The 20112-nt window shown below is 49.5% G+C and carries 22 protein-coding genes; 14 read left to right on the plus strand and 8 right to left on the minus strand.

All coding sequences use genetic code 11. The features are described from left to right. Positions 1-11: 11 nt before the first annotated feature. The 5 genes from AWQ23_RS09685 to AWQ23_RS09705 all read right to left on the minus strand — a co-directional run bounded on the left by AWQ23_RS09685 (position 12) and on the right by AWQ23_RS09705 (position 5251). Complete coding sequence (locus AWQ23_RS09685; RefSeq protein ID WP_062434868.1) at positions 12-2246, minus strand: PBP1A family penicillin-binding protein; 2235 nt, start codon at positions 2244-2246, stop codon at positions 12-14. Positions 2247-2443: 197 nt separating this feature from the next. Next, positions 2444-2647: a phycobilisome linker polypeptide gene (locus AWQ23_RS09690; protein WP_012307538.1), complete on the minus strand. Its 204-nt coding sequence runs from the start codon at positions 2645-2647 to the stop codon at positions 2444-2446. Between the two features lie 225 nt (positions 2648-2872). Then, positions 2873-3358 (minus strand): allophycocyanin subunit beta, encoded by a 486-nt coding sequence (gene apcB, locus AWQ23_RS09695; RefSeq protein WP_012307539.1) that lies wholly within the window; start codon positions 3356-3358, stop codon positions 2873-2875. An 83-nt stretch (positions 3359-3441) separates the two neighbouring features. Then, positions 3442-3927, minus strand: coding sequence for an allophycocyanin (locus AWQ23_RS09700; protein WP_062434871.1), 486 nt, complete (start codon positions 3925-3927; stop codon positions 3442-3444). Positions 3928-4390: 463 nt separating this feature from the next. Further along, positions 4391-5251 carry a DUF72 domain-containing protein gene (locus tag AWQ23_RS09705; protein WP_232308886.1) on the minus strand — a complete coding sequence of 287 codons (861 nt, stop codon included), beginning with the start codon at positions 5249-5251 and terminating at the stop codon, positions 4391-4393. Positions 5252-5509: 258 nt separating this feature from the next. On the opposite strand from AWQ23_RS09705, the gene AWQ23_RS09710 reads away from it, so the two are divergent. The 4 genes from AWQ23_RS09710 to crtB all read left to right on the plus strand — a co-directional run bounded on the left by AWQ23_RS09710 (position 5510) and on the right by crtB (position 9474). Continuing rightward, the gene (locus AWQ23_RS09710) at positions 5510-5689 is read left to right on the plus strand and encodes an NblA/ycf18 family protein (protein ID WP_030006436.1); all 180 of its coding nucleotides are present in this window, start codon (positions 5510-5512) and stop codon (positions 5687-5689) included. 249 nt (positions 5690-5938) lie between these two features. Then, the gene (locus AWQ23_RS09715; RefSeq protein ID WP_062434876.1) at positions 5939-6811 is read left to right on the plus strand and encodes a universal stress protein; all 873 of its coding nucleotides are present in this window, start codon (positions 5939-5941) and stop codon (positions 6809-6811) included. A gap of 169 nt (positions 6812-6980) precedes the next feature. Then, a complete protein-coding gene (gene pds / locus AWQ23_RS09720) occupies positions 6981-8396 on the plus strand; it encodes a 15-cis-phytoene desaturase (protein WP_062434879.1) in 1416 nt (471 codons plus the stop codon). A 136-nt stretch (positions 8397-8532) separates the two neighbouring features. After that, positions 8533-9474, plus strand: coding sequence for a 15-cis-phytoene synthase CrtB (gene crtB / locus AWQ23_RS09725; RefSeq protein WP_012307546.1), 942 nt, complete (start codon positions 8533-8535; stop codon positions 9472-9474). A gap of 60 nt (positions 9475-9534) precedes the next feature. On the opposite strand, the gene AWQ23_RS09730 is transcribed toward crtB, so the two are convergent. Beyond that, on the minus strand, positions 9535-9930 hold the full coding sequence (locus tag AWQ23_RS09730) for a response regulator (RefSeq protein WP_012307547.1): 396 nt from the start codon (positions 9928-9930) through the stop codon (positions 9535-9537). Positions 9931-10249: 319 nt separating this feature from the next. Here AWQ23_RS09730 and AWQ23_RS09735 point away from each other — a divergent pair, with 319 nt between their 5' ends. Beyond that, a complete protein-coding gene (locus tag AWQ23_RS09735; RefSeq protein ID WP_062434883.1) occupies positions 10250-12766 on the plus strand; it encodes a DNA topoisomerase (ATP-hydrolyzing) subunit A in 2517 nt (838 codons plus the stop codon). On the opposite strand, the gene AWQ23_RS09740 is transcribed toward AWQ23_RS09735, so the two are convergent. Next, positions 12741-12932 (minus strand): hypothetical protein, encoded by a 192-nt coding sequence (locus AWQ23_RS09740; RefSeq protein ID WP_030006439.1) that lies wholly within the window; start codon positions 12930-12932, stop codon positions 12741-12743. The two genes, AWQ23_RS09735 and AWQ23_RS09740, sit on opposite strands and share 26 nt — an antisense overlap. Positions 12933-13065: 133 nt before the next feature. Between AWQ23_RS09740 and AWQ23_RS09745 the strand changes: the two genes are divergently transcribed. The 3 genes from AWQ23_RS09745 to AWQ23_RS09755 all read left to right on the plus strand — a co-directional run bounded on the left by AWQ23_RS09745 (position 13066) and on the right by AWQ23_RS09755 (position 14842). Then, positions 13066-13857 (plus strand): ABC-2 family transporter protein, encoded by a 792-nt coding sequence (locus AWQ23_RS09745; RefSeq protein WP_062434885.1) that lies wholly within the window; start codon positions 13066-13068, stop codon positions 13855-13857. Positions 13858-13907: 50 nt separating this feature from the next. After that, positions 13908-14135: a photosystem II assembly protein Psb34 gene (gene psb34 / locus AWQ23_RS09750; RefSeq protein ID WP_041443557.1), complete on the plus strand. Its 228-nt coding sequence runs from the start codon at positions 13908-13910 to the stop codon at positions 14133-14135. A 383-nt stretch (positions 14136-14518) separates the two neighbouring features. Further along, positions 14519-14842 carry a translation initiation factor gene (locus AWQ23_RS09755; RefSeq protein ID WP_062434888.1) on the plus strand — a complete coding sequence of 108 codons (324 nt, stop codon included), beginning with the start codon at positions 14519-14521 and terminating at the stop codon, positions 14840-14842. On the opposite strand, the gene AWQ23_RS09760 is transcribed toward AWQ23_RS09755, so the two are convergent. Continuing rightward, positions 14839-15732, minus strand: a complete 894-nt coding sequence (locus AWQ23_RS09760) for a ChaN family lipoprotein (protein ID WP_062434891.1) — start codon at positions 15730-15732, stop codon at positions 14839-14841. The two genes, AWQ23_RS09755 and AWQ23_RS09760, sit on opposite strands and share 4 nt — an antisense overlap. A gap of 137 nt (positions 15733-15869) precedes the next feature. On the opposite strand from AWQ23_RS09760, the gene AWQ23_RS09765 reads away from it, so the two are divergent. From AWQ23_RS09765 to AWQ23_RS09790, 6 genes are all read left to right on the plus strand, one after another. Then, positions 15870-16283: a VOC family protein gene (locus AWQ23_RS09765; RefSeq protein WP_062434894.1), complete on the plus strand. Its 414-nt coding sequence runs from the start codon at positions 15870-15872 to the stop codon at positions 16281-16283. 46 nt (positions 16284-16329) lie between these two features. Next, positions 16330-16926 carry a hypothetical protein gene (locus AWQ23_RS09770; protein WP_062434897.1) on the plus strand — a complete coding sequence of 199 codons (597 nt, stop codon included), beginning with the start codon at positions 16330-16332 and terminating at the stop codon, positions 16924-16926. A 79-nt stretch (positions 16927-17005) separates the two neighbouring features. Beyond that, on the plus strand, positions 17006-17662 hold the full coding sequence (locus tag AWQ23_RS09775; RefSeq protein WP_062434900.1) for a YdcF family protein: 657 nt from the start codon (positions 17006-17008) through the stop codon (positions 17660-17662). Positions 17663-17692: 30 nt separating this feature from the next. Beyond that, a complete protein-coding gene (locus tag AWQ23_RS09780; RefSeq protein ID WP_062434904.1) occupies positions 17693-18157 on the plus strand; it encodes an NADAR family protein in 465 nt (154 codons plus the stop codon). A gap of 88 nt (positions 18158-18245) precedes the next feature. Further along, positions 18246-19457: an FAD-dependent hydroxylase gene (locus AWQ23_RS09785; RefSeq protein WP_062434907.1), complete on the plus strand. Its 1212-nt coding sequence runs from the start codon at positions 18246-18248 to the stop codon at positions 19455-19457. Between the two features lie 90 nt (positions 19458-19547). After that, positions 19548-20066, plus strand: coding sequence for a hypothetical protein (locus AWQ23_RS09790; protein WP_071884953.1), 519 nt, complete (start codon positions 19548-19550; stop codon positions 20064-20066). Positions 20067-20112 lie beyond the last annotated feature (46 nt).

The raw sequence follows: 20112 nt of genomic DNA on the forward strand, positions 1-20112 counted from the left end.
TGGAAGCGGTTTTAAAAGGCCTCACGCATATAAGCGCCCCACAGTTTAGCCGCGTATGAGCTCCCGCCCCGAGTTGGACTATTATCGTCGTTTCCCAACCAAATGGCCGTTACTAAATCTTGGGAGGGGACATAGCCAACAAACCACAGGTCAACATTACTGTTCGTTGTCCCTGTTTTTCCGGCTTCATCAAGGCCCAGACGGGCGGCGGTGCCTGTGCCCCCTTGAATCACCCCCTGGAGCATACTTGTCATGGTGCGGGCGGTATCGCGGGAAATAACCTGTTCTCGGTGGAGATCGGCGCGGTTACTGAAATCGTAGAGTAAATGACAACTATCAATGGTTTCACCAGTGCAGTCGCTGCTGTCAAAAATCCGACGGATGGCGTGGGGTTTATTCCAGGTACCGTCGTTGGCAAAGGTCGCATAGGCCCCTGCCATTTCTAAAACAGAGACTTCACTTTCTCCTAAAATCAAACCAGGGGAGGGTCTCAGTTGTGAGTCTACGCCTAACTGTTGGGCAAAGTTAATGACGCCATCTAACCCTACTGTCTGGGAAATGCGCAGGGCGATCGCATTTTCAGATTGGGCCATGCCACGAAACATATCGGTACTGGCGGTGCTGGTGCGTTCACAGCCACGGTATTGTTGTCCTTGCCAATTGAGAGGTGCACAGGAAAAGGCAGTGTAGGGGGAAATGCCTTGTTCAAGGGCAGCACCATAGCCAAACACCTTAAAGGTTGAACCCGGTTGTCGCTTCGCCTGGACGGCACGATTAAATTGGCTTTCGGCGTAATCTTTGCCGCCAACCATGGCGAGAATTTCACCAGTGTCGCTATCTAGGGTGGCGATCGCCCCTTGGGAAAACCCGACCTGGGTGCCATCTTGCTCGATGGATGCCTTGAGAGCGGAGGCCGCTTTCTGTTGCATCGCAATGTCTAGCCCCGTTTCGATGTAAAGATTTCCCATTTTCAGGGCATCTTCCCCCAGTAATTCTGTCAACTCCTGCTGTACATAGCCATAAAAATAGGGCGCTGCATTGTTCGATAGCGAACGGCGAGCTTCCTCACTCAAACGCTCCTCAATGGGCGTTAATTTTGCCTGCCGTTGTTCCTGATCGCTGATCATTCCCAACTTGTGCATCCGGTCAATCACAAGGTTGCGCTGTTCGCGGGATTTATCTGGATCAACAATGGGATTAAAGGCATTTGGGGCGGGCAACATGGCGATCAGTGTGGCAGATTCCAACAAATCCAGGTCCCGGGCCGACTTGTCAAAATAAAACTGGGCCGCATCCTCAAACCCTGACTGGCCTACCCCCAGATAAACCTTGTTCAGATACAACAGCAAAATTTCATCTTTACTGAAGAACGTCTCCATCTTCAGGGCCACAATCATTTCCCGCAACTTACGACTGGCACTTTTTTCCCGCCCCACCTCCGGAAATAGGCTCCGGGCTACCTGTTGCGTGATTGTACTTGCCCCCTGGGTCGCGCTTCCCCGTAAAAGGGCCACCCGGATTGCCCGGGCAATCCCGATTGGATCAATGCCTGGGTGCCAATAAAAACGAGCATCTTCAGAAGCCATCACGCCATTTTTTAAGTAAGGTGAAAAATCCTTGAGCCGCTGAAGTTCTCGATGGCTATCGGTGGTGACAGGATTAATCGCTGTCTCTCCGTCCCGAGAAAAAATCACGACAGGGCCTGTAACGCCGGAGGGGAGAGGATTTAAAGGATATTTTGTCCATTGCCACAGCAAGAATAGGGTCAAGAAACCGACGAAACCGCCGCCGCTTAACAGACCATACCGAATAATTTTGACCCAGACCGGCATTTCATAACGGTAGGTCAAACAAGCGGCCTGGGCTAATTCTGGGGGCGCAAGATGGATAATGTCGCCATTACGGAGGGGAAAATGTTTAACTTTACGCCGATTGACATAAATACCGTTGGAAGAGCGTTCATCATGGATGAGATAGTGGCGCGGATTCTCTGGATCTTTACTGAGTGAAAAATGTTGGGCACTCACCGTTTCGTTGCGGATGGTGATGTCTTGGCTCGAACTCCGGCCCCCTGTGTGGCGATCGCCAATTAACGGAAAAGGTTGTGTCTGGCCTTCAATGTGTAACTCAGGAACACGGGCACCGGGCTTGAGGGTATGCTGCCCAAAATGAACCATCGTGTTGAAAGCTTGAGTGACCATCTGTCCCAATTGTGTTTTTGGAGGCTGGGGATTTGGTTGGGTCATTGTGAGTACCACCACAAAGAGACACTGAAAATACAAGATCTAGGTTAGTCAATTTTGGCGTGAAATTTGGACTTCGTTACCCATTCGTGAACCAAATTTCTGCCAATGCCCCCAGATTCTGCAAAAAAATAAGAGGCCGTTAATCGACCTCCCCAAGTCAAACCCAAAAACAGATGGACGCTTGATGATTCTTATTTTTAGGTCAAACCAGTATTAGTACCAGGCTTACCAGTTGCCAGTTGCACCTTAACAATCTTGCCGCCCATCTTCATGATGCGTTGTTGCTCACGGAACCAATTGTCGTAAGGAACTAGCTTGGTGAAGTATGTATTTTGTAATTCACGCTGTGTCCGAATTCGGCTTTGACTTGGTACACAGGCCGTAATTTTAAACATCCGCATAGCTTAATGATCTCCTTAAAAGTTTCTGAACCCAGTCGTTTATGTGAAAGAGTTTTATTATCAAGGCTGATATAGCAAAGTTCGGAAGTCGCAACCCAAACCCTAGATCCCCAAAACTTATACCTAGACAAACCTAGTAAAAGCTTATAAAGAGCTAGACAGTGAGCGCATACCTCCGAACTCAATTGGGTGACTACACCATTTGCATCCGACAGATGCGAAGCATTAGCTTAAGCCAGAGCAGATGTAGTCGAAGTAAACACCCATTTCACGACCAGCGTCAGCACCGACAAGACCAGCAGTGACTTCTTTCATTGCTTGGATTGCTTGAACAGTGGAACCAACGGGTACACCGAGGGAGTTGTAGGTTTCTTTCAAACCGTTGAGCACACGCTCATCGAGGATGGAAGGATCGCCAGCAAGCATTGCATAGGTTGCATAGCGGAGGTAGTAGTCGAGGTCACGAATACAAGCAGCGTAACGACGAGTGGTGTACATGTTGCCACCAGGACGAGTTACATCAGAGTAAAGGAGAGACTTAGCAACAGCTTCCTTTACAATTGCTGCAGCGTTAGCGCTGATGGTGCTAGCAGCACGAACACGGAGAGCACCAGTTGTGAAATAAGCTTTGAGCTTATCCATTGCACTGCCATCAAGGTACTTACCTTGGACGTCAGCAGAGTTGATTACAGAAGTAATTGCATCTTGCATTGTTATAATTCCTTATCTTAGTAGGTCTTAACGAAGTTCCAGAGGGTAAAAACCACTATGGAGAAAGTAATCAAATTTTATGATTACTCCATTGCTCCGATGACATAGTCAAAGTAAGCACCAGCTTCAGCTGCATCGTCGCCAGACATCATGCCAGTCGCAACAGCTTTCATTTCACGAACTGCCTGAGCAACCGCGTCAACGGGAGTGCCCAAGGATTTGTACATTTCGCGAACGCCAACAAGACCGATTTCTTCGATGGGAGTTACATCACCAGCAACGACACCATAGGTGATCAAACGGAGATAGTAGTCCATGTCACGGAGGCAAGTTGCAGTCATTTCTTCACCGTAAGCGTTACCGCCGGGAGAAACGATATCAGGGCGCTTCTGGAAGAGGCCATCGCCAGCAGATTTGATGATGCGCTCACGGGAGCCAGTCAGGGTTTCTGCGATCCGAAGACGGCTTTCACCAGAAGTAACAAAAGCTTTGATGCGATCGAGCTCACCGGGGCTGAGGTAACGAGCTTCAGCGTCGGCATTCACGATGGATTTCGTGACAATACTCATCTATGGATTCCTCCTCTAGATATGAGACTAAATAAAGTAAATAATTACCAGATTTTAAGTTTAAACTGGTTTTTTATCAAATAAATGGTGGCTTTCTTTAATTTGCTTTATATTGCTCAAATTAAAACCAACATTGTGGGTGTATGAGGATCCTAAGTGTCCGGATTATCACCTAACGTTTTATCAGAGAAATAAGCCGATGCTGTCCTAGGTTTTCCTACAGCCATCCGCAAATATTTTGCGTTACTGTGTCACCTCTCCTTGTTGTTTCGTAACAGTTTTTAACATCTACAGGGGCTAGGGGGGATCTTGGATGTGGTGCTGTTCTTAGGAATGAGAGTTGAGATTTTTCTCAGTTGCTGGCTGGTTTACTGAAAAATGGGACTTACATTTTTGCGACAAGGGAGATTTTGTGAACAGGGAGATGCTGGGATTGGGTGTTGGAGGCTTCAAATTCATATTTTTAGAAGAGTTTAAGTTGTTTCGGTTCGGGGGCTAGCTTCTGCCAGGGAAGGAGGGGCACTGGAACCTGGGCCTGTTGTAATTGTTCTTGGAAATAGTGAGCATGGCCGGGGGAGTGATCCTCGATGGGACAGTGCATGAAGAAATAGATAGAGTGCCCGGCGGCATACCATTGCTGAATCTGCTGGCACCATTGCTCAAAGTAGGGCTGATTGAAGGCACGTTTGGGGTGGCTAATAAAACGAATAATGGCTTTCTGGTTAGTCACTGTTGGGATCAGTGGCACTTCTGGTTTGGGGCGTTGGGAATGGGCCTGGGGATTATCGGGGCAATTGTAAATTGGGCGGGTATCTAACAGAACTTTACTCACACTGTAGTGGGCGAGTAGGGTGTCAAGGCGAATTCGATGGGGAGCGTGAAACCAGTCGAGGTGGCGTACTTCCACGCCTAAGGTAACGGAGTAATCTGCTAGAGCGAGTAGAAATGCCTGTAGATCGTCGTAGTAATTCGGGGAATAGTAAGGGGGAAGCTGGGCAAAGATACAGCCTAGGCGATCGCCTAAGGGCTTAACCCGGTCGATAAACGCCTTTGCCTGGTCTAATTGAGCCATTAACGGGCCTTGGTGGGTCACAGCCTGGGGAAATTTCAAACAAAAGCGGAATTCGGGGGGCGTTTGTTCCCGCCAGCGTGTCACGGTTTCGGCGGACGGCACCGCATAAAACGTCGTATTTCCTTCCACGGCATGGAGGCGATCGCCATAGAGCCTCAAAAAATCCTTCGCGACACTGCCCCTGGGGTAAAAATCCCCTAACCAACCCCGGTAGGCCCAGACTGCACACCCCAAACGAAATTCCTGTACCACGAAGACATTTCTCCCCATTGCTAGTTTGGCTGTCCCTGACATTGTCTAATTTTATCTAGAAATCCAGACAAACAAGTATTTTTACTCATTGCTTTGTTCACTTTGAGCAACTTCTTGGGAGAAGAATCGCTAAAAACGAATTGACGTAATCACACAGTTGTCAATAATTGTTTACAATATGTAATAGTTGGCCCCGCATTTCTGCATCAGTAGAAATTCAGCCCAGTATTAATTGTCAAAACTGTTAAGGAGATAATTATGTTTCCAACAAACAATGAACTCTCATTAGAGCAACAATTCAGCCTCCGTTCCTTCGAAAGCCAAGTGCAACAGATGAACCGTGAACAAGCCCTAGAGCATCTCGTGAAACTTTACGAACAAATGCTCTCACGGGAGAATATGTACAAGGAAGTGATCAAGCACCAATGGGGGCTCTAGGGGATAGCCCAAATGCTGGAAACAGCAACGATAGTCAAGTTTATTCCGACTAAGAGCATCCACTGGTAAACGTGAATATTTTTCACTGGCCTCCTTCTCGAGCCTGATCACAACAGCATCACGCTAGGGATGTGGGGGTAGGGAAAAAATTCCAAAGGATTTATTGACTTGCAGTTCAACTTCTTCGGGGAGAAGTGCTACCGTAAAGAAAATTTTGATTCTTATTCCACAGTTTTTAGCGATATTGCCATGTTTCATAGCGCCTTAGTCTGTACAGATTTTTCCGATGGCTTAGATCGACTCACTGGCTGCATCGCAAATCTGGTACAGGGAGGACTATCCCAGATTGTTTTTTTCCATAGTGTGCCCCTCTGGACAGAAGGCAATATCCCCCGTATTGATAAAGAAAAAGTGGCTGCTGCCCAAGCCCATCTTTCCAAGGCCCTAACCCAGGTTCCGGCTGGTGCAGATGTCAAAGTAGAAATTGTTTCTGGGAATGCCCTCGATAATATTCCCCAAGTCCTTGAGCAATATCAATGTGATGTCATCTTGGTGGGCACCCCCATCAAAAATTTAATCCAAGAAAAAATGTTTGGCAGTACGAGCCTGGGTCTGATCAAGTCTCTGAAAAAGCCGATCATGATCCTCCGGCCCCAGATTGTCTCTACCTATACTTGTGAGGAGTTGGCGCTGCGTTGCCGCCATCTGTGGCGATATCTGCTGCTTCCTTACAATGGCAGTGATGAGGCGAAATATTTAATTGAACAGGTGAAGACTTTTGCGAAAAATGCGCCCCAAGGGGCGATCGCCAATTGTTTTTTGTTGTCCGTCCTCGATAATTCTGGTATCCAGCGCATTCAGATTGAATATCTCCAAAAGGAAGCCGAGGAAAAACTCGCGAAGGTTAAAGGGGAGCTAGAAGCCTTGGGACTGACGGTCAAAACCGCCGTTAAAATTGGCAATCCCCTCAGTGAAACCCTTGATATCGCCGTCAAAGAAGATATTAGTGCGATCGCCATCGCCAGCAAACCCCGCAATCAACTCCTTGAACTCACGGTGCACAGCTATGCCAGCGATTTATTACACCGCAGTTGGTTCCCGACCCTATTTTTTCCGATGTAGGTAATCTGGCATCAAAATAAAGGCGATCGCCCTTGCCGCAATTTAGACCGTTAATTTTGTGGAAAATCAAGGGATTTCTGGAGAAAAACTCAAATGTAACGAATTGCAAAGTATAATGAACAACATCTAATTTTTAGTTGTCGTTCGTTAGAGTAGGAAGCCCTTCACCATGCGAGTTGCGATCGCCGGAGCCGGATTAGCAGGATTATCCTGTGCGAAATACCTTGTTGATGCAGGACATACTCCTATTGTCCTCGAAAGAAGAGACGTTCTCGGTGGCAAAGTCGCCGCATGGCAAGACGAAGATGGAGACTGGTACGAAACTGGTTTACACATCTTCTTTGGAGCCTACCCCAATATGCTCCAGCTCTTTAAAGAACTCGACATCGAAGATCGTCTGCAGTGGAAAGAGCATACGATGATCTTCAACCAGCCCGATGCTCCCGGTACCTATTCCCGGTTCGACTTCCCCGATCTGCCTGCTCCCATCAACGGTGTGTTTGCCATCCTCCGCAACAACGACATGCTCACCTGGGAAGAAAAAATCAAATTTGGCATCGGCTTAATTCCGGCGATGGTACAGGGCCAAAAATATGTCGAAGACATGGATCAATATTCCTGGTCCGAATGGATGAAGAAACAAGGAATTCCTGAGCGGGTCGAGAAAGAAGTTTTCATCGCCATGTCCAAAGCCTTGAATTTCATCAACCCCGATGAAATTTCTGCCACCATTCTGCTCACCGCCCTGAACCGCTTCCTCCAAGAAAAGAACGGCTCAAAAATGGCTTTCCTCGATGGCTCTCCCACCGAACGCCTCTGTCAACCCATCGTGGACTACATCACTGAACGGGGCGGCGAAGTCCATCTCAATCGTCCCCTCAAAGAAATTCAACTCAACGATGATGGCTCTGTAAAAGGCTTCCTCCTGCGCGGTCTAAACGGGGCCGAAGACGAATTTTTCACCGCCGATGCCTATGTGTCAGCGATGCCCGTCGATCCCCTCAAGGTAATGTTGCCCAAGCCTTGGAAAGAAATGTCCTTTTTCCAGAAGCTGGATGGCCTCGAAGGCGTCCCGGTAATCAACCTGCACATGTGGTTTGATCGCAAATTAACCGATGTGGATCATCTCCTCTTCTCGCGATCGCCTTTATTAAGCGTGTATGCGGACATGAGCAACACTTGCCGTGGCTACTACAGCGACAAATCCATGTTAGAGCTGGTCTTGGCCCCCGCAAAGGACTGGATTAGCAAGTCCGATGAGGAGATCATCGCCGCCACCATGGAAGAATTGCAACAACTCTTCCCCGATGACTTTACGGGTGATAATCAAGCCAAACTTTTGAAGTACCATGTGGTGAAAACTCCCCGCTCCGTTTACAAGTCAACCCCCGGTCGCCAAGATCACCGTCCCTCCCAGGAGACACCCATCTCCAACTTCTTCCTCACTGGGGACTACACAATGCAGCGCTATCTCGCCAGTATGGAAGGGGCCGTCCTCTCCGGGAAACTCACCGCCCAAGCTGTTGCGAAAGCGGCTGAAACCACCCTTGCTGACCAGGCCACCACTGTTTCCGTTGCCGCATAAAATCAGTCCGTGGGAGACTTCTTGACAAAATTAAGATTAATTTCCCATTTGACTCGTACAATGCGACAATCATTATGGCTTTTTTTGCCCACGGGGAGGCCCGGAAACGACTCCCCAGACACTTCGCCCGCAACGCATGCTGCAATTGTCTAGACTTCAACCTTCCCCACCCACTGCCTCGTCCTTCATCTCCCGTGAAGAGGCCTACGAATATTGTCGTACTGTTACGGCGATGTATTCTAAGACGTTTTACCTAGGCACCCTCCTCATGCCCAAGGAAAAACGCGAGGCAATTTGGGCCATTTATGTCTGGTGTCGTCGCACCGATGAACTGGTTGATGGGCCAGAAGCGGTTAATACTACCCCAGAAACCCTCGATCAATGGGAGCGGGATCTCGAATCTGTATTTGCGGGGCAACCGGTTGCCGATCCAGATGTGGCCTTGGTGGATAGCTTGAATCGCTTTCCCCTTGATATCCAGCCCTTTCGGGACATGATTGCTGGGCAGCGCATGGACTTATATCGCAGTCGCTATGAAACATTTGAGGACTTGGAGCTCTATTGCTATCGAGTCGCTGGGACTGTGGGCCTGATGTCCGGGGCGGTCATGGGTTTAGAAAATCGCACGAATACGGCCCCCTGGAATCGTCAAAGCCAGTCTCAGATGCCGACGGAAGAGGCGATCGCCCTGGGGATTGCCAATCAACTAACGAACATTCTCCGGGATGTGGGGGAAGACCGGGGCCGTGGTCGCATTTATCTGCCCCTAGAAGATTTAGCGCTATTTAACTATTCCGAAAAGGACTTGTTTGCGGGGGTCATCGATGAGCGGTGGCGATCGCTAATGAAATTTCAAATTAAGCGGGCCCGCCATTACTACCAAATTGCCGAGCGGGGAATTCGGTCGCTCCATCCCGATGCCCGCTGGCCGGTGTGGTCTGCCTTGATGTTGTACCAAGGGATCCTCGATATCATTGAGAAAAATGACTACGATGTTTTTAACCGCCGCGCCTATGTGCCGACGGCCAAGAAAATGGTTTATCTGCCCGTCGCCCTACTGCGATCGCAAGTGTTGTAAACCATTAACGCCAACGGATTTTCACTGAAGCAAAAAAAGGCGATCGCCTTTTTTTATTTGTTACTCTCCGATTAGGCGATGAATCTGCTGCAAAAAATCATCATAATCAACCACTGGCTTAGAAATATAACCCTCAGCCCCACTTTTGCTCAGGAACGTTTCGCGATCGCCTTGCATCGCGTGGGCTGTCACTAAAATCACTGGAATTTCCTTCGTCTGGGGATCTGCTTTGAGCATTTGGGTAATCCGAATTCCATCCACTGACTCCCCTTCATAGAGACTTGCCGTTAGGGAAACATCCATCATCACCAGATCAACCTTTCCCGCTGACGTTAAGGCCATAATTTCCCCGACATTCTCAGAGCAGAGCACATCGAACTGGCCCCGTTTCTGCAAAATTGTGCTGAAAACACGCACATTAATCGGATCATCTTCAACTATCAATATCGTGGCCATAACTACTTTCTTGAGATTAGGGACAACTGCAAACAATCAATTCTGGGATTCACTATGGCGTAATCACTGGGGTCTTGCGGGCCATTGAACAGAAGCACAATATATCATCTCTGCCACCTTGATTATTACCCCCTTGAATTAAAGACATCGCGTAACTTATTTCTACCCAAAGCAAAGCGAATCCATAACAATGTTTTTTGCGACAGAGAGCCCTATGCCTTTATGGTGAAAAAGATGCAAACGCTTGTAAAGATTTAAGAATCAACAGTATATTCCTTGAAAACAGCGTTCCCCATTATTGTCCAATCAGCATAAATTCATGGCACAACAACTCGATCTGCTCCAGTCCGGTCACATTATCCCGACAGCGCTCCATGTGGAAATGGAACAGTCCTATATGGAATATGCGATGAGTGTGATCGTCGGACGGGCATTGCCGGATGTGCGGGATGGTCTTAAACCAGTGCATCGGCGGATTTTGTATGCGATGTATGAGTTGGGCTTAAGTCCGGATCGCCCTTACCGCAAATGTGCGCGGGTGGTGGGGGATGTGTTGGGGAAGTATCATCCCCACGGCGATCAGTCCGTTTACGATGCCTTGGTGCGGTTGGTGCAGGATTTCTCGACGCGCTATCCGTTGTTGGCGGGACATGGGAATTTTGGTTCGATTGACAATGATCCGGCGGCGGCGATGCGGTATACGGAAACGCGGTTATCGCCCGTGAGTTTTGAGGCGATGTTGGCGCAGATTAGTGAGGACATTGTTGATTTTACGGATAATTTTGATGGGTCGCAGCAGGAGCCAGTGGTGCTGCCGGTACAGTTGCCGATCTTGCTGTTGAATGGCTCTTCGGGGATTGCGGTGGGGATGGCAACGAATATGCCGCCGCACAATTTGGGGGAAGTGGTGGATGGGTTGATCGCTTTGATTGATGATCCAGAAATTGAGGATGAGAAGTTATGGGCAATTATTCCTGCACCGGATTTTCCGACAGGGGGAGAAATCGTTGATCTCGCTGGGGTGCGAGACGCCTACCGGACGGGACGGGGCATTATTCCGATGCGGGGCATTGTCCATTTGGAAGTGCTGCAGGTGGGGCGGAAACGGAAGCGGGATGTGAATGCGCTGGTGGTGACGGAACTGCCCTATCAGGTGAATAAGGCGGCGTGGATTGAAAAGATCGCGGATCTGGTGAATGATGGCAAGATTTCGGGAATTTCGGATATTCGGGATGAGAGCGATCGCCAAGGGATGCGGGTAGTGATTGAACTGAAGCGGGATGCGGAACCGGAGAAGGTTTTAAAGTTGCTGTATAAGAAAACGGCGTTGCAGTCCAATTTTGGGGCGATTTTGCTGTCTTTGGTGAATAATCAACCACGTCAGTTGTCGTTAAAGGCGATTTTGCAGGAATTTCTTAAATTTCGGGAAGAAACGGTCACTCGGCAATATCGGTATGAGCTGACACAGAAGGAAACGCGCCAACATTCGGTGGAGGGGTTATTACTTGCGCTGAATAATTTGGATGCGGTGATCGAGATTTTGCGGAATGCCGCGGATGGCACGACGGCAAAACAGCAGTTTCAGGCGGCATTGGGGTTGAGTGAAAGTCAGTCGGATGCGATTTTGGCGATGCCGATGCGGCGGTTAACGGGTTTGGAACGGCAAAAGTTGGAACAGGAGTTTGCGGAACTGGCGTCGGAGATTGCCAAGTTAAATAAATTATTGAGCGATCGCCACGAATTACTCAAGGCACTAAAGCGGGAATTGCGCAGTTTAAAACGGAAATTTGCCGACCCGCGTCGCACCCGTTTACCGGATGTGCCATCCCCTGAACCGGAACCTGTCACAGTCGAGGCGGAGCCAGACCCCCCCGCGGCGACCCCGAAGAAAAAACGCCAATCCCGCAAAAAGGAGGAACCTGTGCTTGCCCTCCTGCCGCAACTAACGGAGACTTCCCATGTGGCGATCGCCGCGTTGGGAGGGGTGTATTGGGGCAATGATGATGCGGGGCTATTGGATGAGGAACCGACCATTTTTAAGGCGCAGATCGGCACGCAGGAAAATTTAATCGTCTGCACCGATCAAGGGAAAGCCTTTCCGGTGGCGATCGCCGATTTACCCTACCAAGAACAGCGGGATAAGCCCCAATTAATCGATTTATTACCAGATCATGCCCTACGGGATGACCATCAGCCGATCACCCAGTTTTTACTGCCCGATAATTTAGCAGAGTACGATTTACTTTTACTTACAGCCCAAGGACGAATTAAACGTCTCCCAGCGATCGAACTTGAAAGTTTCACCAGTCGCGGTTTAAGTTTGATCAAGCTCAAGGACAAGGACACCCTCAAATTCGCCTGTTTCGTGAAGGGGGGTGAGCAGGTGGCGATCGCCGTCAGCAGTGGGCGGGTCTTGCATCTGCCCGTAAATGACAACGAAATCCCCGTGATGGGCAGAACTTCCCAAGGGAACCAAGCCCTGCGCCTCCGCTTTAACGAGCAAATTGTCGCCTGTGTTCCCTGCCAACGGCACAACGAACTTTACTTAATCTCCGAGGAAGGCTACGGCAAAAAATTAGCCGCCAGCAGCTTACGGCTCGGTAAACGGGGTGATATGGGCAACCATGTGATGCGCTTTGAATCAAAAACCGATCTGCTCCTCACACTTTTCGTTCCCGATCAGCAGGAATCCCTGTTGATAAAAGATTCCCAAGAAAACCTCGATCTGTTGCCTTTAAGTAAATTTAATCTGGCTGAAAAGGATAGCGCAGGACAAAGACTGGTGAAATTAACTGGGGGCGATCGCCTCGTTAATTGTTATCTGAGTGGGTCGTAGAAGCCATAAAAAAGAGGGGATTAATTTCCCCTCCGTGGTCATTGCCCTTGAGCTTGTTTTTGAGCATTTTATTGCGTTTTTTTAGTTGCCGTTGACGGGCCGCGCCGCCTTTGCCTTTGTCGTTACGACCCCGACGCCGGGGACTTTCCCAACTTTTGATGCGCATCGGATTAATGGTAATTTTTTGAACTTCTTTTTTGACCATAACACAAATGGCCTAGATTTTTCTGCGCGGCCTAAAACTCAGCCATGGGTTAGACTTTCAGCCTATGATAAAAACGACTTTTTTCTGGGAGATTATGGTGCGATCGCCGTTTCGAAAAGCACAGGTTTTATTCACCACCTACTACGCCTACATGGTGGAATATCGGGCCGAGCTATTTTTTTGGGTGCTCAACTCATCCCTACCGATTATCCTGCTGGGGGTCTGGACAGAAGCCTCGAACCAAGTGGAGTTGCCCCTGTCTGCGATTGAATTTGCCCGCTACTTTATCGCCGTCTTTTTTATTCGCCAACTGACCCTCGTCTGGGTGATCTGGGAATTTGAAAAGGAAGTCTCCCAGGGAAAATTGTCCTTTGCCCTACTCCAACCTATTGATCCCGTTTGGCGACATTTTGCGAGCCATGTGTCGGAACGGTTTGCTCGCCTGCCCTTTAGCATTGCCCTGGTACTCTTGTTTTTTGCCCTTTATCCCCAGGCATTTTGGGTACCGAGTCTGACCCAGATGCTACTTTGTATTCTGACGGCGGCGATCGCCTTTGGTCTGCGTTTCCTCCTGCAATACACCTTTGCAATGGCGGCCTTTTGGGTGGAACGGGCCAGTGCCATCGAACAAATTTGGTTTTTGTTTTATATTTTCCTCTCTGGCTATATCGCTCCCCTGGAAACCTTTCCGCCCCTCATGAAAGAAATTGCCCTGCTGACCCCTTTTCCCTATGTGGTGTATTTCCCCTCGGCCATCTTGATGGGGTTGCCGGTGCGTCTCACCGAAGGCTTCATTGTCATGGGCGTCTGGAGTTTGATTTTCTATGGCCTAAATCGTTACTTTTGGCGTAAAGGTTTGAAACATTATTCCGGCATGGGTGCGTAGGAAGCTTAACTTTTGTTGAGTTTTATTGATAGCTATAAAGTCCGGTTCCTATGATGATCGAACCCCCAGGGGGTTTAAAGATTGACAAATTTGAAGGAGCCACCATGCGCTACATGGAAGATGAAGACGGTAAGCTGAATAATTTTGCCCAAGAGCCCAAAATGTACCAAGCAGAGGCAAAAACAGCGAAAGAACAAAAAAATTTGCTGGTTATTGGTGTTCTAGGAGGCGTACTTGTGGCGACCCTCATCGGTGTCACGGTACTGATCTCCGGTTAGGGGTCTGGTCTGGCGGCGAAGGAAGTCAGGCTACACTAAAGATGTGATGGATCAATCACATTTAAGAGGCGATCGCCATGAATGAAGGACTTCTCGCTGTTGAGATTATTGGGATTTTTACGGTTGCGTTTATAATTTTGACCCCAATTCTTTATTGGGTTTTACCGCACCATTTTTCTCTTTCCTGAAAGCAGTTTTGGTCAAGTTTCCTCGGGTTATTCCTAGCCCACCACAAGGATATTGATGGAATCCAGTTCACCAAGGGCGGCTATGTCGCTCTTTTTTGTAGGCATTTAAAATTTCAAAAAAAGTAGCTTGTAATCCAAGATCCCATAAAACCCGTAAGCTAGGGAAAAGTACACCCAATCGATTGAATTTGAACGATGACACGCAAAAAAGTTGTCTATCAAGAATTTGGTAACACTGTCCCAGACGAGACCCCGGAAATCGTTGATCTGCCGCCCCAACAACAAAGTCCCCGCATCCAAACGAGCCGTTCTGGTCGTAAGGGCAAGACGGTAACTGTAATTACGGGACTACAACATTCCCCAGAGACGTTACAAAAACTTCTAAAGCAACTGAAAAATAAATGTGGCTCCGGGGGCACCCTCAAGGACAATACCCTAGAAATCCAGGGAGATCAGCGCCAGCCGATTCTCACATTCCTCCTTGACCAAGGTTACAAGGCGAAAATTAGCGGTGGCTAGGGAATGGTCGGCGCTTCCGTCCACCAGAAAAGATCGGCAACCTCTGGTGTTGGGGCGAGATCAGGATTGGGATTGAGCAATACGATCTCCTGTTTTAGATTTTCGCCGAGGCGACGTTGCACCCGCTCAGGAATGCCGTAGCCATAAATGACATGGCCTTGACCGGCGAGGGTAATAATTTGGGTATTGGGGTTGCGTTGAGCAAAATTGGCGATCGCCTCGGCCATGGTCTCATCCCAGACCACCTGGGCGGCAAAAAAATTGTCAAAGTCAAAGTTGCCATGCTGACCATGGCCCGTAAAGGCCTCCTGGAGAAGCGCCTGATAACTTTCGTTGCTTAGATCCAGTTCTTCACGGGGCGGTAAATATTCAAAATCCGCCGCCTCTAAACTAGCCAAACCAACTGAGGATACCTGACGTACCACTTCATTGGGGGCATTGAGGGCGATCACTGGAATCTGTTTTTCCTGGGCAAAACGAAGAATGGGCGCATACAATTCCCAGTCAAAACCCCAACGGGTTTCATATTCCGTTTGGGCGACAAGGTCAGCTTCGCTAATTTCCCCGGCAATGTATTGATCTAAAACCCCTTGGAAAGGCCGTTGAAACATTTCCATGGCGATCGCCACCTGGGGATGATGGTCGTGGAGGGCTTTGATGATTTCTAACTGGGCGATGTGGTCAGCCTCGCTGGTGTGGTGTTCACCGAGGTAAATGACTTGCGCTGTTTTCAGGGTGGCGAGGGCAGCCCTGGCGTCGGTTGTGGGCGCGGTTTTGACAGTGATCGTATCTAAAGTATTGCCGAAACTGTCATCGGCATAGGCGAAAGAGCCATAGAAAAAAATGCTTCCCCACAACAGCCAACCCCAAGCCCTGCGCCATGCTCCCATAAACTTTTCCCCACAAATCTTTTTTTAGAAAACAAAGAAAACTCAAAAAACTATGGCTATGGTAACGCAGGGGATTTTTGGCGACAGATTTAGCCCTGGGGGAAAATTGATCTGTCCTCTAGCTACACCAGTCAGCCATGCACCACGCTTCAATTCGCACCGCCGATATCCACCGGGCGATCGCCTTTTACGGACAGCTCGATTTTGCCATGGAAACCCAGTTCACCACAGGGTACACTCTCGCCTGTTGGCTTAAAGGCCCCCTTGGACGTTTGGAACTCATCCAAATCCCCCAACCAAAGCCCGCCCCCGATGCCTTTGGTGATGAACATTATGTCGGCTACTATCATTTATCCTTTGACCTGACGGAAATCACGCCAGATTTAGCCACTTGGCTCGCCGATTTGCAACAAAATGCCCCGGAACCGATCACGGTTCTTCTAAAACCCCAACAACAGATGATTGGCGATCGCATTTATGAGGTGATGTTCCTTGCCGATGCCGATGGTCTGCCCCTCGAATTTATCCGGTATCAGGGAGCACGAGCTTAAAATTGCCCTTTGCTACACTGGAGAGCCTGTGAATTTTTTCTCGCCCATGACCGACGAACAGCTCAAGCTTTTTTCTGTGGCCGATGCCCCCAATCCTTACCGCGTCGAACGCGCCCCCAGGCTTACCATGGGCCAAGAAAGCCTCCTGCAATGGAAGCAACGACTGCAAAACTTTCAGGACAAGGTTCGTCAAAATCCAGCCGCAAGCCAAACCAGTTTACTTTTTGAGACCCAGTCGAAGCCAGACCACTGGGACGCCGAAAAAATTGACCCCTTTACCCTGCCGCCGAAGCCCTGGGATTTCTATCGAGAGCGTTATGATCCCCTCCAAGAAGGTCAAGCGAATATTTACTTTGTCCTCGACCATGCGGTGCCGTTGCTGCTCTATGTGGGGGAAACAAAATTATCGATTAAGCAACGCTGGAAAGGGGTTCACGATTGTAAAGATTACATTGATGCCTACATCAGCTTGCACCGTCAGTACGACTTGAATGTGGCGGTCAATTTAGCGTTTAATGTGTCAGTCCCCACAGACCGTTCCCAACGGCTTGCCCTAGAACGGGATTTAATCTTGAAGTGGCGATCGCCGTTTAATAAAGAATGTTGGCGCTACTGGGGACAACCCTTCCAGCGGCGGGGCTAAGATGGGGCTATGCTCTCCGTAAATTTTTCTACCCATTGCCTATAATTGGCGATGTTTCGCTTCCTCTTTTTCCCTTGGCATGGCTATTTCTTCTAGAAAAGTGGCGCGACCGCGATCGCCCCGACAGCAGCAAACAACGTTTTTCCGACGGCGCTGGTTTGTTTTGGGTCTAATTGGCCTAACCTGTGGGGCGATCGCCTACCAACGTATCCAAGGCGCTTTACGTCCAGCCAAAGCCATTTTTGTCCTTGGGGGCCACGAAGAACGGGAGCGGTTTGCGGCCCAGTTTGCCCAGGAACATCCGGAGTTAAAAGTTTGGGTTTCCTCCGGTAGCCCACCGGAATATGCCCGCCAGATCTTTGCGAACTATCAAATCGAAGGCGATCGCCTCCAGCTCGATTACCAGGCCGAAGACACCGTCACCAACTTCACCAGCCTCGTAGACGAATTTAAACAAGAAAATATTGATAGCGTCTACCTCATCACCTCCGAAAACCACATGAACCGCGCCAAGCTCGTGGCCAGCATTGTTTTCGGCACCCGTGACATTGCCATTAAACCAGTGCCTGTCCCGTCAGATAATCCCCCGGAAACGACGATGAAATGTATCCGTGATGGGCTCCGCTCAATCCTCTGGGTGGTCACCGGCGAAACGGGCCGCGAGTGGCAAACCTTGACTCAGATCCCTACCCAGGCGATCGCCCCCAGCGCCAGACGACCAGAGGAGAATTTATAATAGCTGAGGTTTTGCTTGCGCACAGGAGTCATGATGGAGTCAACCGCCGAACCGATTTATTTCTATAAGGCCCATGACCCCTATGGCTGTTTCTCGAATTTTTCCCTGCACCCGATCCACTGCGAAGCCCTAGATTGGCCTACCGTTGAGCATTTTTACCAAGCCCATAAATTTCTCCCTATCCACCAACAAGATCTCATCGACAAAATTCGCGCTGCCCCGACCCCAGAAATTGCCGCCGCCCTAGGCCGCGATCCCCAGCACCCCAAACGCCCCGATTGGGAAGACATTAAACGAACCGTGATGTGGCAAGGGGTTTGGACAAAATTTAAAACCCACCCTGACATTGCCCAAATTTTGCTGGCAACGGGGGACGCAGCAATTATTGAAAATTCCCCGGTGGACTATTACTGGGGCTGTGGTGCCGATGGCAGCGGGCACAATTATCTTGGCAAAGTCTTAATGCAGGTGCGCAGTCAACTACGCCAGGGGTAGTCACGCCATAGCCTTCTCTCTCGCGAAAATGTTACCTTTTGTTTAGGACAAGCCACGTCCTACGGTCTTTAGTTTCTCGCGCTCAGTAATGGAAAAATCTCACCTTGGGTTTGATGTGATCATTGTCGGTGGCGGTATTGTCGGGGTCACCCTCGCGGCCTGCCTCAAGCAAACGGATCTGCGGATCGCTATCGTGGAAGCACAACCCCTTGATGTGGTGACTCAACGGCAGCGGGCCTATGCGATGTCCCTGCTTTCCCAGCGGCTTTTTCAGGAGTTGGGGGTTTGGGAGGCGATCGCCGCCCGTAGTGGCAAATACCGCAATATTCAATTATCGGACGAAAATTTTTCTGGGGTTGTTAGATTCTCCCGCCAGGATCTCAAGACCGATTTTCTTGGGTTTTCGGGGCAGCACCAAGTTGTTCTTGAAACTCTCCAGGCTTCTCTGCGGGGCTATGGCAATATCCGCTGGTTCTGTCCAGCCCAAGTCACCGCCATTCACTACGAGTCTGAGCAGGCAATCGTGGAGTTATCTAGCGAAACCCAGGGGCAGATCAAGATTCAAGGGGCCTTGGTAGTTGGAGCCGACGGGCCACGCTCTCTTGTGCGCCAAGGGGCAGGCATTAAAACGAGGGGTTGGAAGTATTGGCAATCCTGTGTCACCTGCGTTGTCGAACATGACGCCCCCCGCAATGATGTTGCCTTTGAACGGTTCTGGGGTACGGGGCCGATGGGAGTTCTACCCCTAACCGAAAATCGCTGTCAAATCGTCTGGACAAATCCTCATGCCGAAGCCCAACGCCTAAAGGACTTGCCCCCTGACGTTTTCCTAGAATATTTAGAACAACACACCGGCCCCCAGCTCGGTCGCTTAAAATTGCTTGGCGATCGCCAGGTCTTTCCGGTGCAACTGATGCAAGGCGATCGCTATGTGGATCATCGTCTCGCGTTGGTGGGAGATGCGGCCCATTGTTGCCACCCGGTGGGGGGACAGGGTCTCAATTTAGGCATCCGTGATGCGGCGGCCCTCGCCCAAACCTTGATCGAAGCCCAGCAACGGGGCCAGGATCTAGGAAGTTTGGCTGTGTTGAAACGCTATGAACGGTGGCGCAAGCAGGAAAATCTGGTAATTCTTGGCTTTACGGATTTCCTCAACCGTCTTTTTTCCAACCGCATTTGGCCGGTGGTCTGGGTGCGCCGTCTGGGGCTGATTGTGATGGCGAAATTTAATCCCCTGCGCCTGTTTGCGCTCAAACTCATGACCGGACAAAAGGGCCGTCAACCCCGTATTTTGGCGTAACTTTCTTGCTAGATTATTAATTTTTCGGGAGATTCTAGGGATTTGCGTTCAAAATTGAAACCAAGTGAGCGTAAATTTTCCAATCATCCCATGCGTTTTCAATTTATCTATCGGGCGATCGCCCCTGTGCTTCTGGCGAGTCTATTGTTCCTGACGGCCTGTGGCGGCAATGCTCCGGTTCCCCCCCCTGACCCGAACCCTGGGACTAATACTGAAGTCACCACCCCGGCAACGGAGACGGCCCAAACACCCCAAAAAGGCAGTGCTTTTAATCAATTTTTCCCAGCGGACAAAACCGAGGGCTATGACCGGGTCTTTACCCAAGAGAAAGAGGGTTTCGCGGAAATTAAATTAACCCTCAATGGTACAGAAATGGCAAAAATTTCCATCTCAGATACCGCGACCAATCTCGCTGCCCGCAGTAAATTTGCTGAAGCCGAAGAAACCGTTGATGGGTTCCCCCTCGTGGCCCAGGGAGCAAATGCCCATGCGGTTTTAGTGGGCGATCGCTATCAAGTGAAAGTGATGTCCCGGGATCCTAGTTTTGGCCCCGATGAGCGCAAGGCTTGGCTCGCCAAAGTGAACCTACAGGGTTTAGCGAGTTTATAGGTCAGTTTTTCGTAAACCACAGCCGTAATTTTCTATTGACTAAATT

This window comes from Picosynechococcus sp. PCC 73109, assembly GCF_001521855.1.
GTDB lineage: Bacteria > Cyanobacteriota > Cyanobacteriia > Cyanobacteriales > MRBY01 > MRBY01.

Excerpts from the sequence above, each read along its gene's own strand:
- AWQ23_RS09685 (WP_062434868.1), bottom strand. The coding sequence starts at position 2,246 with ATGACCCAACCAAATCCCCAGCCTCCAAAAACACAATTGGGACAGATG.
- pds (WP_062434879.1), top strand. The coding sequence starts at position 6,981 with ATGCGAGTTGCGATCGCCGGAGCCGGATTAGCAGGATTATCCTGTGCG.
- AWQ23_RS09690 (WP_012307538.1), bottom strand. The coding sequence starts at position 2,647 with ATGCGGATGTTTAAAATTACGGCCTGTGTACCAAGTCAAAGCCGAATT.
- AWQ23_RS09710 (WP_030006436.1), top strand. The coding sequence starts at position 5,510 with ATGTTTCCAACAAACAATGAACTCTCATTAGAGCAACAATTCAGCCTC.
- AWQ23_RS09755 (WP_062434888.1), top strand. The coding sequence starts at position 14,519 with ATGACACGCAAAAAAGTTGTCTATCAAGAATTTGGTAACACTGTCCCA.
- AWQ23_RS09770 (WP_062434897.1), top strand. The coding sequence starts at position 16,330 with ATGACCGACGAACAGCTCAAGCTTTTTTCTGTGGCCGATGCCCCCAAT.
- AWQ23_RS09730 (WP_012307547.1), bottom strand. The coding sequence starts at position 9,930 with ATGGCCACGATATTGATAGTTGAAGATGATCCGATTAATGTGCGTGTT.
- AWQ23_RS09715 (WP_062434876.1), top strand. The coding sequence starts at position 5,939 with ATGTTTCATAGCGCCTTAGTCTGTACAGATTTTTCCGATGGCTTAGAT.
- AWQ23_RS09775 (WP_062434900.1), top strand. The coding sequence starts at position 17,006 with ATGGCTATTTCTTCTAGAAAAGTGGCGCGACCGCGATCGCCCCGACAG.
- AWQ23_RS09785 (WP_062434907.1), top strand. The coding sequence starts at position 18,246 with ATGGAAAAATCTCACCTTGGGTTTGATGTGATCATTGTCGGTGGCGGT.
- crtB (WP_012307546.1), top strand. The coding sequence starts at position 8,533 with ATGCTGCAATTGTCTAGACTTCAACCTTCCCCACCCACTGCCTCGTCC.
- AWQ23_RS09790 (WP_071884953.1), top strand. The coding sequence starts at position 19,548 with ATGCGTTTTCAATTTATCTATCGGGCGATCGCCCCTGTGCTTCTGGCG.
- AWQ23_RS09700 (WP_062434871.1), bottom strand. The coding sequence starts at position 3,927 with ATGAGTATTGTCACGAAATCCATCGTGAATGCCGACGCTGAAGCTCGT.
- AWQ23_RS09760 (WP_062434891.1), bottom strand. The coding sequence starts at position 15,732 with ATGGGAGCATGGCGCAGGGCTTGGGGTTGGCTGTTGTGGGGAAGCATT.
- AWQ23_RS09745 (WP_062434885.1), top strand. The coding sequence starts at position 13,066 with ATGGTGCGATCGCCGTTTCGAAAAGCACAGGTTTTATTCACCACCTAC.
- AWQ23_RS09740 (WP_030006439.1), bottom strand. The coding sequence starts at position 12,932 with ATGCGCATCAAAAGTTGGGAAAGTCCCCGGCGTCGGGGTCGTAACGAC.
- psb34 (WP_041443557.1), top strand. The coding sequence starts at position 13,908 with ATGATGATCGAACCCCCAGGGGGTTTAAAGATTGACAAATTTGAAGGA.
- apcB (WP_012307539.1), bottom strand. The coding sequence starts at position 3,358 with ATGCAAGATGCAATTACTTCTGTAATCAACTCTGCTGACGTCCAAGGT.
- AWQ23_RS09780 (WP_062434904.1), top strand. The coding sequence starts at position 17,693 with ATGATGGAGTCAACCGCCGAACCGATTTATTTCTATAAGGCCCATGAC.
- AWQ23_RS09765 (WP_062434894.1), top strand. The coding sequence starts at position 15,870 with ATGCACCACGCTTCAATTCGCACCGCCGATATCCACCGGGCGATCGCC.
- AWQ23_RS09735 (WP_062434883.1), top strand. The coding sequence starts at position 10,250 with ATGGCACAACAACTCGATCTGCTCCAGTCCGGTCACATTATCCCGACA.